The sequence below is a fragment of the Streptomyces sp. NPDC127197 genome (genome assembly GCF_042672405.1).
In the GTDB taxonomy this organism is placed as follows: domain Bacteria; phylum Actinomycetota; class Actinomycetes; order Streptomycetales; family Streptomycetaceae; genus Streptomyces; species Streptomyces flavusporus.
This window is the reverse complement of sequence record NZ_JBHXVG010000013.1, coordinates 92,131-106,271: the sequence shown is the minus strand read 5'-3', so window position 1 is coordinate 106,271 and position 14,141 is coordinate 92,131. Positions and strand designations below refer to the sequence as shown.

The 14,141-nt window shown below is 70.6% G+C and carries 16 protein-coding genes and 2 tRNA genes; 15 read left to right on the top strand and 3 right to left on the bottom strand.

Translation table 11 applies throughout. The annotated features are described in order from the left end of the window. Positions 1–15: 15 nt before the first annotated feature. On the bottom strand, positions 16–1,416 hold the full coding sequence (locus tag ACFVJQ_RS21700) for a polysaccharide pyruvyl transferase family protein (RefSeq protein ID WP_385513801.1): 1,401 nt from the start codon (positions 1,414–1,416) through the stop codon (positions 16–18). A gap of 233 nt (positions 1,417–1,649) precedes the next feature. Between ACFVJQ_RS21700 and proB the strand changes: the two genes are divergently transcribed. The 5 genes from proB to ACFVJQ_RS21675 all read left to right on the top strand — a co-directional run bounded on the left by proB (position 1,650) and on the right by ACFVJQ_RS21675 (position 6,694). Further along, positions 1,650–2,756: a glutamate 5-kinase gene (gene proB / locus ACFVJQ_RS21695; RefSeq protein ID WP_385786098.1), complete on the top strand. Its 1,107-nt coding sequence runs from the start codon at positions 1,650–1,652 to the stop codon at positions 2,754–2,756. Between the two features lie 206 nt (positions 2,757–2,962). Further along, a complete protein-coding gene (locus ACFVJQ_RS21690; protein ID WP_385785931.1) occupies positions 2,963–3,445 on the top strand; it encodes a hypothetical protein in 483 nt (160 codons plus the stop codon). Between the two features lie 71 nt (positions 3,446–3,516). Further along, complete coding sequence (locus tag ACFVJQ_RS21685; protein WP_385513799.1) at positions 3,517–4,803, top strand: glutamate-5-semialdehyde dehydrogenase; 1,287 nt, start codon at positions 3,517–3,519, stop codon at positions 4,801–4,803. Positions 4,804–4,908: 105 nt separating this feature from the next. After that, complete coding sequence (locus ACFVJQ_RS21680; protein ID WP_385513798.1) at positions 4,909–5,508, top strand: hypothetical protein; 600 nt, start codon at positions 4,909–4,911, stop codon at positions 5,506–5,508. Positions 5,509–5,608: 100 nt separating this feature from the next. Continuing rightward, entirely contained in the window at positions 5,609–6,694 is a 1,086-nt protein-coding gene (locus ACFVJQ_RS21675; RefSeq protein WP_385513797.1) for a hypothetical protein, read from the top strand. Positions 6,695–6,702: 8 nt separating this feature from the next. Here ACFVJQ_RS21675 and ACFVJQ_RS21670 read toward each other — a convergent pair whose 3' ends face one another. Continuing rightward, positions 6,703–7,800, bottom strand: a complete 1,098-nt coding sequence (locus tag ACFVJQ_RS21670; protein ID WP_385513796.1) for a M48 family metallopeptidase — start codon at positions 7,798–7,800, stop codon at positions 6,703–6,705. A 140-nt stretch (positions 7,801–7,940) separates the two neighbouring features. On the opposite strand from ACFVJQ_RS21670, the gene ACFVJQ_RS21665 reads away from it, so the two are divergent. The 9 genes from ACFVJQ_RS21665 to ACFVJQ_RS21625 all read left to right on the top strand — a co-directional run bounded on the left by ACFVJQ_RS21665 (position 7,941) and on the right by ACFVJQ_RS21625 (position 12,702). Continuing rightward, a complete protein-coding gene (locus ACFVJQ_RS21665; RefSeq protein WP_165396471.1) occupies positions 7,941–8,102 on the top strand; it encodes a hypothetical protein in 162 nt (53 codons plus the stop codon). Positions 8,103–8,212: 110 nt separating this feature from the next. Beyond that, positions 8,213–8,377, top strand: a complete 165-nt coding sequence (locus ACFVJQ_RS21660) for a hypothetical protein (RefSeq protein WP_224736814.1) — start codon at positions 8,213–8,215, stop codon at positions 8,375–8,377. Positions 8,378–8,409: 32 nt separating this feature from the next. Further along, positions 8,410–9,045: a nicotinate-nucleotide adenylyltransferase gene (nadD, locus tag ACFVJQ_RS21655; RefSeq protein ID WP_224736815.1), complete on the top strand. Its 636-nt coding sequence runs from the start codon at positions 8,410–8,412 to the stop codon at positions 9,043–9,045. Between the two features lie 16 nt (positions 9,046–9,061). Beyond that, positions 9,062–10,708 carry an LCP family protein gene (locus ACFVJQ_RS21650; RefSeq protein ID WP_385785924.1) on the top strand — a complete coding sequence of 549 codons (1,647 nt, stop codon included), beginning with the start codon at positions 9,062–9,064 and terminating at the stop codon, positions 10,706–10,708. A 69-nt stretch (positions 10,709–10,777) separates the two neighbouring features. Next, the gene (rsfS, locus tag ACFVJQ_RS21645) at positions 10,778–11,224 is read left to right on the top strand and encodes a ribosome silencing factor (protein ID WP_385513794.1); all 447 of its coding nucleotides are present in this window, start codon (positions 10,778–10,780) and stop codon (positions 11,222–11,224) included. Further along, a complete protein-coding gene (locus ACFVJQ_RS21640; protein WP_385785920.1) occupies positions 11,215–11,892 on the top strand; it encodes a histidine phosphatase family protein in 678 nt (225 codons plus the stop codon). Before rsfS ends, ACFVJQ_RS21640 begins: the two co-directional genes overlap by 10 nt. 117 nt (positions 11,893–12,009) lie before the next feature. Further along, positions 12,010–12,082 (top strand) — tRNA-Ala (locus ACFVJQ_RS21635). A gap of 206 nt (positions 12,083–12,288) precedes the next feature. Then, positions 12,289–12,465 (top strand): hypothetical protein, encoded by a 177-nt coding sequence (locus tag ACFVJQ_RS21630; RefSeq protein ID WP_129802364.1) that lies wholly within the window; start codon positions 12,289–12,291, stop codon positions 12,463–12,465. A 3-nt stretch (positions 12,466–12,468) separates the two neighbouring features. Then, a complete protein-coding gene (locus ACFVJQ_RS21625; RefSeq protein WP_003976229.1) occupies positions 12,469–12,702 on the top strand; it encodes a hypothetical protein in 234 nt (77 codons plus the stop codon). Here ACFVJQ_RS21625 and ACFVJQ_RS21620 read toward each other — a convergent pair. Then, on the bottom strand, positions 12,671–13,879 hold the full coding sequence (locus ACFVJQ_RS21620) for a glycosyltransferase 87 family protein (protein WP_385785917.1): 1,209 nt from the start codon (positions 13,877–13,879) through the stop codon (positions 12,671–12,673). The genes ACFVJQ_RS21625 and ACFVJQ_RS21620 overlap by 32 nt on opposite strands. A 113-nt stretch (positions 13,880–13,992) precedes the next feature. Here ACFVJQ_RS21620 and ACFVJQ_RS21615 point away from each other — a divergent pair. Next, a tRNA-Ala gene (locus ACFVJQ_RS21615) sits at positions 13,993–14,065 on the top strand. Positions 14,066–14,141 lie beyond the last annotated feature (76 nt).

Here is a 14,141-nt window from a genome sequence, read left to right as displayed (position 1 = left end):
GACTGCCGTCCCGATCTACTGCCGTCCGGACTGCAACGCGCGTCGCAGCGGGCGTCCCACCACCTTGCGGGCCTTCCGGTAGACGGAGGTGGTGCTCGGCGCGGGCGGCTTGGCGGCCGGCTTCTCGGTTGCCCGGGACTGCGCCAGCTCCTTCTTCAGCTTCGCGTTGTCCGCGGCCAGTTCACTCATCCGGCTCTGCAGCCAGCCGAACCGGGAGGTGAGCGAGGCGATGTCCGTGTCTATCCAGGGGCGGATGCCCGCCGGGAAGGGCAGCGCACGCAGCCGCTCCTCGAAGGCCGCGCCCCCGTCGCCGTGCGTGAACGTGTTGTCCAGCCCGTTCCGGCTCAAGAACCCCGTGAACCGCTCGAATCGCTCCTGGTGACCGCCCATGAACGCACCGAAGTCGGCCGTTTCGTACAACTGCGCCGGGTCCAGGTCCTCGGGCAGGTCGTGAATCGTGCGGTGCGGGATGTCGAAGTAGCGGCACAGCTCCAGCGTCCGCGAGTCACCGCACAGCACGGTCGCGGGCGTACCCGCGAGCAGGGCGGCGATGTTGCCGTGGATGCGTGAGCCGAAGGAGAAGTCGAAGTCGCGCAGGTCGTCGATCCAGGTGACGGGGTCGATGTAGACGCGGACCTTGTCCTCCCGGTACATCGGGTGGTCCGGGTGTGTCGGCATCGCGGTGACCAGACCGTTCGGTCCCGCCACCTCCCGCCAGTGCAGCTGCCGCGCGTCGGTGAGGTTCTGGCCGATGAAACGCAGGTGCGGATAGCGCTGGTGGGCGCGGGCGATGACCCGGTCCAGGCCCTGCGACTTCACCGCGCTGTGCGAGCCGTTGACCGCGACACGGGAGGCGGCGGTCAGGGCGGGTGCGTCCTTGTGGACGGCGAGGTCCTTGCCGTACATGAACAGCGACGGGCAGCCGATGACCTCGACGTTCCGGAACCCCATGTCCTTGAGGTACTTCTCGGTGAACTCGCCCCGCACCCCGATGGACGCGCTGCGGTCCAGCACCGCCGACACGAACTCCCGCACGCTCGGCTCCATGGCCTTCAGCCGGGACGGGTCGTAGTCCAGCCCCGCCTGCGCGCCGACGCCCATGACGACCACGGGGATGCGGAGCTGGGTGATGAGCCGGGTCAGCCGCTTCAGCATGGGCTCGAAGGAGGGGCGGAAGGCGTTCGCCAGGGGGACGACGAAGACGTCGTACTGCTCGTTGATCCGTCCGGCCGCGGCGACGTTGGTCCGAATCCCGTTCGAGACCACCTCGGTGTGCGGCGTCTGGAGGATCTTGTGTGCGGCGTCGCTGAAGATCAGGTTGCCGGAGTTGGTGGCGATCACGTCCCGGTGGAGGGCTTCTTCGACGGGAACGACGTCGAAGGGGCTCTTCCCCGATCTGAGGAGTATGCGCTGCACGCGACGATCTTGAGATGACACAGCGTTCAGATTAAGTTTGCTCTGTCTTCTATTGCCATAGACAACCTGTACAACCTTTTTGCCGTATGCGAACCGTGAGCAAACGGCTACGCCCCGCCTGTCCGGAGGCTGGACCGATGCGCGGCTCCCGTTCCCCTTCGCGTAGATTGCGGGCGGGGCAGCCGAACCTACGCGAGGGGACAGACAGCAAGGTGGCAGCGGCAAGGCAGGACGTGCACGAGGCCCGCAGGATCGTCGTCAAGGTGGGTTCCTCCTCGCTGACCACCGCGTCCGGCGGTCTGGACGCCGACCGGGTCGACGCACTCGTCGACGTCCTCGCCAAGGTGCGCAGCGGGGGAGAGAAGGAGATCGTGCTGGTCTCCTCCGGCGCCATCGCCGCCGGACTCGCCCCGCTGGGCCTGCGCCGCCGCCCCAGGGACCTCGCCCGCCAGCAGGCCGCCGCCAGCGTCGGCCAGGGGCTCCTGGTCGCCCGCTACACCGCCTCCTTCGCCCGCTACGGCACCCGAGTCGGCCAGGTCCTGCTCACCTCCGACGACATGAGCCGCCGCGCCCACCACCGCAACGCCTCCCGCACCCTCGACAAGCTCCTCGCCATGGGTGCCCTGCCGATCGTCAACGAGAACGACACGGTCGCCACCGACGAGATCCGCTTCGGCGACAACGACCGGCTCGCCGCGCTCGTCGCCCACCTCGTACGGGCCGATCTGCTGGTGCTGCTCTCCGACGTGGACGGCGTCTACGACGGCGACCCCACCAAGCCCGGCACCTCGCGGATAGCGGAGGTGGCGGGACCGGCCGACCTCGCGCAGGTCGAGATCGGCAGCGCCGGCAAGGCCGGCGTCGGCACCGGCGGCATGGTCACCAAGGTCGAGGCGGCCCGGATCGCCGCCGCCGCCGGCATCCCCGTGGTGCTCACCAGCGCGATCCATGCGGCCGACGCGCTGACCGGCCAGGACACCGGCACCTACTTCCACCCCACCGGCAAGCGCTCCGCGGACCGGCTGCTCTGGCTCCAGCACGCCTCCGCCCCGCAGGGCTCGCTCACCCTCGACGACGGCGCCGTGCGCGCGGTCGTGGAACGCCGCAAGTCACTGCTGCCGGCCGGAATCGCCGCCGTCGAGGGCGAGTTCAGTGCGGGCGACCCCGTCGAACTGCGTGACGGCGCCGGGCGCGCGGTGGCCCGCGGGCTCGTCAACTTCGACGCCAGGGAAATCCCCCGGTTGATAGGCCGCTCGACCCGGGAACTGGCGCGGGACCTGGGACCGGCCTACGAGCGGGAGGTCGTCCACCGGGACGATCTGGTGCTCCTCCACCGGTGAGGAACGACGATCGGGTGATCCTCGGCCGGTGAAGCGCGCGGTGCAGGCCGAAAACGGGGGGAACGCCCCGCAAAAAGCGCCCGCCCTGAGGTGGACGTTGCGCAAAACGGCCCCGCGAGCCCTGGCGGCCTGCTCAACTTTGTCTCAGGCACATCCCGCACGAGCACGGCTCGACCCCGGCTCGACACCGCGCAAAGGAGGCCGTCGTGAGACGAGTACGCCCTGGGGCAGCGGCGTCCCGCGGCGGTTCCCCCTCCCGCGACTCCGGCCGCCGCACTCCCGGCGAGGAGCGCGCCCTCACCAGCGTCGCAGCCGGGGAGCGGTACGCGGGCGAGGAGCCCGAGGACATCCCCCGCCTGTGGCACATCACCCTCAGCGTCTCCGGCGAGGCCGCCCCCGTCGAAGAGCTGCGGCGCGCCCTGGAACAGCTCGCCCACGACCACCCCTTCCTGCTGACCAGCCGGTACGCCGACGACCACGCCGAGATCCGGTACTGGGAGGAGGCCCGCGATCTGCACGACGCGGCCGCCGTCGCGCTGCGCCTGTGGGGCGAGCACCGGCAGACCGCGGGACTCCCGCCCTGGGAGATCGTCGGCCTGGAGGTCATCGACCGCGCCACCTACCACCAGCGCATCTCCGAGGGATATGGCCCACCACCGGCCAGCCCGGTGGGCGTCCACCCCTTTTGAGGGCATTCGAGCCTGTCTCGGGGTGTGGAACGGTCGATGGACGGTCCCGTCCGGCGCACTACCCTTCCCTCATGACCACGCTCTCGCCGTACGACTCCATGACCCCGGTCACCCGGGCCGCCTACCGTGCCAAGGCCGCCGCCGCCGACCTCGCGCCGCTGCCGCGGGCCGTGAAGGACGACGCGCTGCTCGCCATCGCGGACGCGCTCGAGGTCCGTACGAGCGAAATCGTCGAGGCCAACGCCAAGGACGTCGCCAAGGCCCGCGAGGCCGGCACCAGCGAGGCCATCGTCGACCGGCTGACCCTGACCCCGGAGCGCGTACGGGCCATCGCCTCCGACGTGCGGGACGTCGTCGCGCTGCCCGACCCGGTCGGCGAGGTCGTCCGCGGCTCCACCCTTCCCAACGGCATCGACCTGCGCCAGGTCCGCGTCCCGCTCGGCGTCGTCGGGATCATCTACGAGGCCCGGCCGAACGTCACCGTGGACGCCGCCGCCCTGTGCCTGAAGTCCGGCAACGCGGTACTGCTGCGCGGCTCGGCCTCCGCGTACGAGTCGAACACCGCCCTCGTCCGGGTCATCCGCGACGCCGTGGGCGGGTCCGGGCTGCCCGCCGACGCCGTACAGCTGGTGCCCGGCGAGAGCCGCGAGAGCGTGCGCGAGCTGATGCGGGCCCGCGGACTGGTCGACGTGCTGATCCCGCGCGGCGGCGCCTCGCTGATCCAGACGGTCGTCCAGGAGTCGACGGTCCCGGTCATCGAGACCGGCACCGGCAACTGCCACGTCTACGTCGACGCCCACGCCGACCTCGACATGGCCCTCGAGATCCTGATCAACTCCAAGGCACAGCGGGTCAGCGTGTGCAACGCTGCCGAGACGCTGTTGGTCCACCGGGCCATCGCCGCCGAGTTCCTGCCGCGCGCGCTGGACGCCCTCGCCGAGGCAGGGGTCACCGTGCACGCCGACGAGCGGGTGCTGGCGTACGCCAAGGACACCAAGGCGACCGTCGTCGAGGCCACCCCGGAGGACTGGGAGACCGAGTACCTGTCGTACGACATCGCCGCAGCCGTCGTCGACTCCCTCGACAAGGCCGTGGAGCACATCCGGCTGTGGACCTCCGGTCACACCGAGGCCATCGTGACGACCTCCCAGCAGGCCGCCCGCCGCTTCACCCAGCTGGTCGACTCCACCACGGTCGCCGTGAACGCCTCCACCCGCTTCACGGACGGCGGTCAGTTCGGCTTCGGCGCGGAGATCGGCATCTCGACGCAGAAGCTGCACGCACGCGGCCCGATGGGGCTGCCGGAGCTGACCAGCACGAAGTACATCGTCACCGGGGACGGACACATCAGGCGCTGAGAAGCGCGGCACCGGCATATGCGGCGGACACGCGCCCCCGGGGCGCGTCCGTGCCCGGCGGAGACGTCTCAGCAGGCGGATGAATTTCCATACCGTCTGCCCAAATTGACCCCCCAGGTCTACTCTGGAGCCGTGCCGGAGGACGTGGGGGGCACGCCGTTCCCTGACGGCTGGGAGCCCGACGACGACCACGACCGCGGGGTGTCGGACGAAGAGTTCGCCTCCGTGGTCTTCGACGAGGCCTTCGTACAGGCGGCCGTGGTGCACGAGCCGACCGCCGTCGAACGCCTCCTGGCCGCCGCGCAGGCCAGAGCCGAGGCCTCCGAGGCGGAGGCCCGCCGGGCACACGGCAGAGGCGAGCGGTACGACGACGGATACGGCGCCGACGACCCCGGTTTCGGCCGCGACCCGGACTTCGACGACCTGGACGACCCCGAGCTCCTCGACAGCCGCGACGGCATGCCGGGACCGTACGGAAAGCAGGTCCGCTGGCACCGCCCGGTCGCCTGGCTGCTCGCCCTGGTGATGGGCATCGGCATGGTCGCGCTGGCCTTCGCCGCGGTCTACCGGGGCGCCTCCTCGAGCCGCCAGGACCAGGTCCCGCCGCCTGCCTCCACCGGCCTGGAGCAGGGCACCTCGGCCGCCCCCTCCGCCTCCGCCGACTACTCCCAGCCGGCCGTCTCCGCGGTTCCGCGCACGCCCTGAACGCGCCCTGCGCAGGCATGCGCCATTCTGGTGAGTACCTGTCAGAAGTTGTGGTGTAGCAGGGCGTTTACCGGAGCTCCGGGAGACCTACTCTGAAGTTATGGGCGGGCCTGGAGAACCACCCGAGGGGACACCCGACGGCGCCTCCAACGGTGCGGAAGACGAATACCGATCCGTCGTCTTCGACGAGTCGTTCGTCCGCGCTGCCCGCCTCCAGGAGTTCTCCGCGCAGGAGCGCCTGACCGACCACGCGCCCGCGGTACGCCGCCGACCGCCCCTGCGCCGGGGGCTGTCCCGGCAGGCGCTCGTCCTGGTCGTGCTGATCGCCCTCGCCTTCGGCACCGCGATCTACATGGGTGTACGGCACCCCTACCAGACCCCGCAGGCCCGCCAGCCCGTCGAGCCCCTGCGGATGACCGTCATCCCGCTCGCCCCGCAGGGCAGCGTGCCCGGCGCCACCGACCCCGAACAGCTGTACGCCAACAGTCCGGCCGCGCAGTTCCGCACCGGCGCCGAGGGCATACCGCTGCCCGCCGCCCGGCGCACCACGAACTTCTCGGAGGGCCAGGTCGTCACCGCCCTGACCACCGCCAAGGACTACATCGTCCGCTCCTCGCTCTACCCCGAGGTGCTCACCGGCGAGCAGGTCCGGCCCGTGCGGGTCCTGCTCGACCCCGGCCAACTCGACCAGTTCGACCGCAGTTTCGAGGTGCCCTCCGCCGACGGCCGGCACGCCCCCACCGGCTGGCTGGTGCGCTTCGACCCCGCCCACGCCGAACTGGCCGACCGTGAGATCCGGGTGCAGGGCAGCCTGCAGGTCACCGAGCCCGACTCGGCCACCCTCGAGGTCACCGCGGACCACACCTTCGTGTACGCGCTGCGACCGGCCGACGCCGGTGCGAAGGCCGAGGCGTCGCTGTTCACGGTCCGCCGCGAGCTGCACTTCCGCTTCGACCGCGACGACCTGCGCCTGCACCAGGCCCAGCTGGTCGGCTCGCACGTCCAGGCAGGCCCGCTGTCCTGCGCCGAGGACGCCGCCGGCCGGCTGCGCCCGCTGCTCGCCGGCCAGACCCCGAAGGCCGGCGGCCCGGCCGGCACGGACCCGTACGCCCCGCACGGCGCGACGGCCCTGTGCGGAACGCTGGCGGACGGCGCCCAGCCGAAGGTGAACGCCGGACCGCCCTAGGGTTTGCCCTAGTCGCGCGGCGGCTGGTCCTTGGGCGGTGTGTCGGCGGAGCCGCCCGTGAAGCCGCCGAAGCCGCGCCGTACCCGGCTGCCCAGGTCGCCGGCGCCGCCCGCGATGTCGGTGACCAGCTTCATCAGCGGGTCCTTCGAGGCGCGCACATGGCCCGCATAGTGCGAGGCCGAATCGCGGAAGGAGTCCGAGACCGAGGTGTCCTTGTCCTCGTCGCGCCGCGGGTAGTGGCCGTCCATGATCCGCTGGTAGTCGCGGGAGGCCGCCCACTTCTTCAGCTCGGCCGCGCGCACGGTGGTGAAGGGGTGGGTGCGGGGCAGCGTGTTGAGGATCTTCAGCACGGAGTCGCGCAGGTCGCCGCCGGCCTCGTACTCCTCGGCCTGCTCCAGGAACGCGTCCACGTTCATCTCGTGCAGGTGGTTGCCGCCCGCGAGTTTCATCAGGCCGCGCATCGAGGCCTGGAGGTCCTGACCGACCAGCAGTCCCGCGCGGTCGGCGGACAGCTCCGACTTGCGGAACCACTCGCGCAGCGCGGTCACGATCGCCATGATCGCGACGCCGCCCAGCGGGATCCAGGCCACCCGCAGGGCGAGGTTGGTCAGGAACAGCAGGATGGTGCGGTAGACGGAGTGCCCGGACAGGGCGTGGCCGACCTCGTGGCCGATGACCGCCCGCATCTCCTCCTCGTCGAGCAGCTCGACGAGCCCGGTCGTGACGACGATGATCGGCTCGTCCATGCCGATGCACATCGCGTTGGGCTGCGGATCCTGGTTGACGTACATCGGCGGGACCTTCTCCAGGTCCAGGATGTAGCAGGCGTCCCGCAGCATGTCGTTGAGGTGGGTGAACTGCCGGTCCGAGACGCGTACCGAGTCGGACAGGAACAGCAGCCTCAGGCTCCGCTCGGGCAGCAGGCCGCTGAGCGCCTTGAAGGCCGTGTCGAAGCCGCTCAGCTTGCGCAGCGCGACCAGGGCGGAGCGGTCCGCCGGATGCTCGTACGCACGTGAGGAGATTCCCGGGAAGCGCCTGCGCTGCCGGCTCGGCACGTGCTCGTGCCCGTGCTGCTGGTGGCCGTCGTCGGACATGTCTTCCCCCATGTGCGTCGGTGTGCCCTGTGTGCTCTGCGCGCTGTTGTCCGCGCGCTGTTGTCTTTGCGCTTTCTTGTACGCCCCCGAAGCAAGGCCCAGCCTAGGCGGAGATACCGTGGACGGGCAGTACAGCGAAGGAGTCCCGCACCATGGAGCACCACCCCGCAGCCGCCTGGCTCACCGAGGCCGCGAGCGCCGCCCAGCAGCAGGGGGCGGGGAATCTTCTCCGGGTCGTACTGATCGTGATGGTGGTCGGTTGTGTGCTGACCGCCTGGTTCCTGCTTCGGGGTTACAGGCGGAAGGACGACTGAGCGCCCCGGAAGGTTGCCCGATGGCGGAGTCGGGGTGATCGCGGCCGAGGCGCCCGCTTACGATGAGCCGACGTCTTTATCCCGCCCACACGCGATAGGTTCTGCCGAAGATGAGCTTCCACAGCGCCGCAGCCCAGTTGGTCACCCTCGCCGCCGAGGGCGAGGAGCACGGCGGCAACCACGAGAGCCTGAATGCCCTGGTCACCGGCGGCGGCGCGTTCCTCGCCCTGATGCTGCTGCTGTGGATCACCACCCGCTTCAACCGCGACCGCTGAGTCCACAGACCGGGCCGGTAGGGTCTGCACGCATGGGAGAGCAGGACATGCCTACCGGTCCGGCACATGACACGACGAGCGGCAAGCGCCGCCTCGGCGTCATGGGCGGAACGTTCGACCCGATCCACCACGGGCACCTGGTCGCGGCGAGCGAGGTCGCCGCGCAGTTCCACCTCGACGAGGTGGTGTTCGTGCCCACCGGGCAGCCGTGGCAGAAGACCCACCGCAAGGTCTCCCTGGCCGAGGACCGCTACCTGATGACGGTCATCGCGACCGCCGAGAACCCCCAGTTCTCGGTGAGCCGTATCGACATCGACCGCGGTGGGCCCACCTACACCGTGGACACCCTGCGCGATCTGCGCGCGCTCAACCCCGACACGGACCTGTTCTTCATCACCGGCGCCGACGCCCTCGCCCAGATCCTGACCTGGCGGGACAGCGAGGAGCTGTTCTCCCTCGCCCACTTCATCGGCGTGACCCGGCCCGGTCACCACCTCAACGACCCCGGGCTCCCCGAGGGCGGCGTCTCCCTGATCGAGGTGCCCGCCCTCGCCATCTCCTCCACGGACTGCCGTGCGAGAGTCGCCAAGGGCGACCCCATCTGGTATCTGGTGCCGGACGGAGTCGTGCGCTACATCGCCAAACGAGAGCTGTACCGCGGCGAGTGAGCCGAGAGGGGCACCGGTGAACGACCGATACGACGCTGGTCACGGGGGCGACCAGTACGAGCTCGTCGGCTACGACGAGTACGGCCGGCCTGTGTACCGGCAGGTGCCGCAGCAGCCGTCCCCACAGCAGCCGTACGACCCTTACACACAGCAGGGTTACGGCTACGACCCGTACGCGACGGGCCAGCAGCAGCCGGTACCCCCGTACGACCCCTACGGGACGGGGCAGCAGCAGCCGGTGCCGTCGTACGACCCGTACGGGACCGGCCGGCAGCCCCGCGTCGCCGAGCAGACCGCCTACATCCCGCAGCAGGCGGGCCCGGTCGAGGAAGCCGTACGGGACGACCGGGATCACCGGGGCGACCCGGCGTACCAGGACGACCGGGACTACCGCACCGAGCAGTTCGCCTTCGTCGAGGACCCCGACGGGGACTCCGAGGACGTCATCGACTGGCTGAAGTTCACCGAGAACCGCACCGAGCGTCGCGAGGAGGCCCGGCGCCGCGCCCGCAGCCGCCTCATCGCCCTGGTCGTCGTCCTGGCGCTGGCCGCGACCGGCGGTGTCGGCTACCTCTGGTACGCCGGAAAGCTCCCCGGACTGTCGTCGTCCGACGACAAGACCGGCGGTACGACGACCGCGACCGCGCAGAAACGCGACGTGATCGTCGTCCACCTGCACGACACCAAGAAGGGCGGCACCTCCACGGCGCTGCTCGTCGACAACACCACCACCCAGCAGGGCACCACCGTCCTGCTGCCCAACGCCCTCGCCCTGACCGGCGACGACGGCACGACGACCCTGGCCAAGTCGGTCGAGGACGACGGCTCCTCCGGCACCCGCGAGGCCCTGGACACCGTCCTCGGCACCTCGATCCAGGGCACCTGGCGCCTCGACACCCCCTACCTGCAGAACCTCGTCGACCTCGTCGGCAACATCGAGATCGACACCAACGCCGACGTGCCCGACCCCGAGGCCAAGAAGAAGGGCGAGGCGCCCCTCGTCAGCAAGGGCGAGAGCCAGACCCTCAGCGGCAAGATGGCGGTCGCCTACGCCACCTACCGCGCCTCCGGCGAGGCCCAGAACGCCCAGCTGGAGCGGTTCGGGCAGGTCATGCAGGGCGTGCTGCGCAAGATGTCCTCCGACGCCCAGGCCGCGACGACCACCGTGCAGACCCTCGCGCAGATCCTCGACCCGTCGCTCACCGACAAGGACCTCGGGACCTTCCTCGCGGGCCTCTCCGACCTCGCCAAGGGCGGCGACTACAAGACGGCCATGCTGCCCGTCCAGACCGACGGCACACTGAGCGCCCAGGCCAGCGACAGTGTGGTCAAGGACGTCCTCGGCGGCACCGCGAAGAGCCCCGACCAGGACGCGGCCGTCCGGGTCTCCGTGCGCAACGCCAGCGGTGTGAAGGACAACACGGAGAAGGCCCGGGTGGTCCTCCTCAACGGCGGATTCACCTTCCTGGAGGCCGGTACGGCAGGCAGCGCCCAGGCCGCCTCCGAGATCACCTACGCGGACGCCGCCGACAAGGAGAACGCCACCGAGGTCGCCAAGACCCTGGGGCTTCCGGAGGACGCGGTGGTCAAGGGCAAGGTCTCCGCGAACGCGAACGTGTCGGTGGTGCTCGGGCAGGACTACGAGCCGGCCTCGGGCGGTTAATCGCGTGGGGTGCCGTCGGCGGTCCGTGAGACCCTTGAGGACAAGTGACCGCCGACGGAAAGCCATGTAGTGACCGCAACAGACCGATCTCTCGAGCTCATCAACACCGCCGCCCAGGCGGCCGCCGACAAGCTCGCGCACGACGTCATCGCCTACGACGTGAGCGATGTGCTGTCGATCACGGATGCCTTCCTGCTGGCGTCCGCGCCCAGCGACCGCCAGGTCAAGTCGATCGTCGACGAGATCGAGGAACGGCTCCAGAAGGAACTCGGCGCCAAGCCGGTACGCCGCGAGGGCGACCGCGAGGCCCGCTGGGTGCTGCTGGACTACGTCGACATCGTCGTCCACGTCCAGCACAGCGAGGAGCGGGTCTTCTACGCCCTGGAGCGGCTGTGGAAGGACTGCCCCGAGCTCGAGCTGCCCGCCGACGCCAAGGCCACCCGTGGCAAGGCCGAGGAGCACGCCAAGCTGAAGGCCGCCGAGGAGGCCGCCGAGGCGGGCGGTGAGTGGCGGTGAGCGCCACCGGGGAGGTGACCGGCGCGAAGCCGGGCCGCGGCCGCCGCGTCATCCTCTGGCGGCACGGCCAGACCTCCTGGAACGTGGAGCGCCGCTTCCAGGGCACCACCGACGTCGAGCTGACCGAGACCGGCCTGGCCCAGGCCCGCCGCGCCGCCCGGCTGCTGGCCTCCCTCAAGCCCGATGCGATCGTCTCCTCGGACCTGCAGCGGGCCGCGAACACGGCCGCCGAGCTGGCCGCGCTGACCGGCCTGGAGGTCAACCACACCGAGGCCCTGCGCGAGACCTACGCGGGCGTCTGGCAGGGCCTGACGCACGACGAGATCATCGCCCGGCACGGCGAGGAGTACGCCGTGTGGAAGCGCGGTGAGCCGGTGCGCCGCGGCGGCGGCGAACTGGAGACCGAGGTCGCCGACCGCGCCGCCCCGGTCGTGCTCCGGCACGCCGAGAAGCTGCCCGACGACGGCACGCTGGTCGTGGTCAGCCACGGCGGCACCATCCGCACCACCATCGGCCGTCTCCTCGGCCTGGAGTCCCGCCACTGGGAGAGCCTCGGCGGGCTCTCCAACTGCTGCTGGTCCGTCCTCGGCGAGGGCGCCCGCGGCTGGCGGCTGCTCGAGCACAATGCCGGCACGCTGCCGGAGCCGGTGCTCGGCGACGACGACTGAGCGGCGGAGTCCACCAGGGGCCCGGATTTCACTTTCCGGCAGGTCGCAGGCTAAAGTTCTTCTTGTTCGCCCCGCCGAGCGGGGCGAAACACCATGCGGCTCCGCCGCGTGGCGCCAGGGGCTATAGCTCAGTTGGTAGAGCGCCTGCATGGCATGCAGGAGGTCAGGAGTTCAATTCTCCTTAGCTCCACGGACGAATCCCGTCCCCCTCAGGGGGCGGGATTTTTCGTTGTCGCCCGCTTGAGCAGTCGGGGCCCGGGAGGCGTATACCTCTCTGGGAGGCGCGCCCGGGCTGCCGTGTCCGGACTGGTACCAAGGCGTCGCTGACCGTATTGGTCCGGTCGTGGCAGAATCAAACGGCCGGAAGGGGGCGCGGCCCGACGGGAGGGAGTAGCGATGCCTGCGAGCATCCTCGAGGAGGTCGGCCACCTCCTCGGCGGAGCGGCGTTGATACGGGACACGATCACCCGCCTCAGCTGCCCTTCCTGCGGTTCCGCGCATGTCGCCCAGGTCCTCGGGGACAACGGTGGCATCTCGTACGTGTGCACGGCCTGCGGCCACAGCTGGAGCTGATCGATGGGTGCACACAGGCGGAAGTGCGACTGGTGCGGCAGCGGCACGCCGATCGTCCGCGACATGGAACCGGTGAACCCCGACTACCAGTACTGGTGCGAGGAATGCGCGCGGGCGCTGATCATAAAGGGCGACCCGATCGAGACGTACCGCGAACTGGAGGGCGAGCCGATCTACGGCCGCCTCCTGGAGGAGCACTGCACGCTCAAACGGTTCTACTCGTTCGTGACGGCCTGACCTCTGCTGCGACCCTGCCCGCCGAGGCCGCGGCGAGCCCGAGGAAGAGACAGCCCGTGGCCGCGTAGAGACCCGAGAGAATGAACTCGACGCCGCCCTGGTCGAGTTCGGGCCGCCCCGGGCCATGTGGTACCCACCACAGGGCGTACGAGCAGAACACCAGCAGCGTGCCGACGGCGACCGCACGGTGTCCGCGCGCTGCCAGAACGAGCACCACGGGTACGCACCACACCCAGTGGTGCGACCACGACACCGGGCTGACGAGCAGCGCCGTCACCGCACAGCAGGCCACCGCCCACGCCCGTTCGCCCCGCAACTCCGCCACCACCGCCACCGCCAGCCCCGCCCCGGCGACGACGGCCGCGACGGCAGCCCAGACGGCGCCGGGATCCGGCGTGTGCAGCAGCCGGGCGAGGACGCCGCGCAGGGCCTGGTTCGCCGTCTCCTCGGCATACCCGACCCGGCCGGTCCGGAAGACCATGTGGGTCCAGAACCGCCACGAGTCGTACGGCAGGACGGCCGCCGCGAGGACGGTCGCGCCGGCGAACGTGACCGCCGCCCCGCGCGCGTGCCGCAGCCAAGGGCCGCTGCGACGCCCCCGGTGCGCCACGACACCGGTGGCGAGCAGGAAGACGGCGAACAGAGCGGGCGTCAGCTTGACGGCCGCCGCGAGCCCGATGCCCACGCCCGCCCAGCGGTCGGGACGCCGTGCCAGATCCCACAGCACCAGCACCGCGAGCAGCAGATTGACCTGCCCGTACCGCAGCGTCGTCCACACCGGCTCGCACCACACGGCGACCGCCGAGACCCACCAGACCGTCGCCACGCGCGCGTGCCCCACGAGCCGCAGCGACAGCCGCACCAGCACCACAAGGAGGGCGAGGTTCCCGGCCGTCGCCAGCGTGCGCAGGCTCTCCGTGTCGGGGAGTGTCAGCGGGGTGAACAGCAGGGCCGCGAACGGCGGGTAGGTGGCGGGCAGTTGCGCCCAGGTCGCCCGCAGCGCGTACAGATCGCCGCCCGCCCGTACGGTCGCGCCCTCGGCCCGGTACACCATCAGGTCGAGCATCGAGACGTGCGCGGCCCGCTGGGCGATCCAGAACGCCGCGAAGGAAACGAGGCACGCCGTAAGGGCTACCGGCACCCGACGGTGGACGGCGGAGAACGCGATCACGGTCACGGGGGTCGACCATAGCGGTCGTATCGGCTCAGAACGGAAACGATTTGGTGATGCCCCGGGTAGACCGTGTAAAGTTGGCGTCGCCGCCGGGGAAACCGGGCGGAACAATACAAGGGGCTATAGCTCAGTTGGTAGAGCGCCTGCATGGCATGCAGGAGGTCAGGAGTTCAATTCTCCTTAGCTCCACGAGTGCGAGGGCGACCTGCGTCCGCTGAAAAGCGCGGACCGGGTCGCTCTCGTCGTTTTCTGCGCGGCTGCGCCG

Coding starts and splice junctions, on each gene's coding strand:
- ACFVJQ_RS21685 (WP_385513799.1), top strand. CDS start 3,517: ATGACCACGCTCTCGCCGTACGACTCCATGACCCCGGTCACCCGGGCC.
- ACFVJQ_RS21675 (WP_385513797.1), top strand. CDS start 5,609: ATGGGCGGGCCTGGAGAACCACCCGAGGGGACACCCGACGGCGCCTCC.
- ACFVJQ_RS21670 (WP_385513796.1), bottom strand. CDS start 7,800: ATGGGGGAAGACATGTCCGACGACGGCCACCAGCAGCACGGGCACGAG.
- ACFVJQ_RS21665 (WP_165396471.1), top strand. CDS start 7,941: ATGGAGCACCACCCCGCAGCCGCCTGGCTCACCGAGGCCGCGAGCGCC.
- ACFVJQ_RS21660 (WP_224736814.1), top strand. CDS start 8,213: ATGAGCTTCCACAGCGCCGCAGCCCAGTTGGTCACCCTCGCCGCCGAG.
- nadD (WP_224736815.1), top strand. CDS start 8,410: ATGGGAGAGCAGGACATGCCTACCGGTCCGGCACATGACACGACGAGC.
- ACFVJQ_RS21630 (WP_129802364.1), top strand. CDS start 12,289: ATGCCTGCGAGCATCCTCGAGGAGGTCGGCCACCTCCTCGGCGGAGCG.
- ACFVJQ_RS21625 (WP_003976229.1), top strand. CDS start 12,469: ATGGGTGCACACAGGCGGAAGTGCGACTGGTGCGGCAGCGGCACGCCG.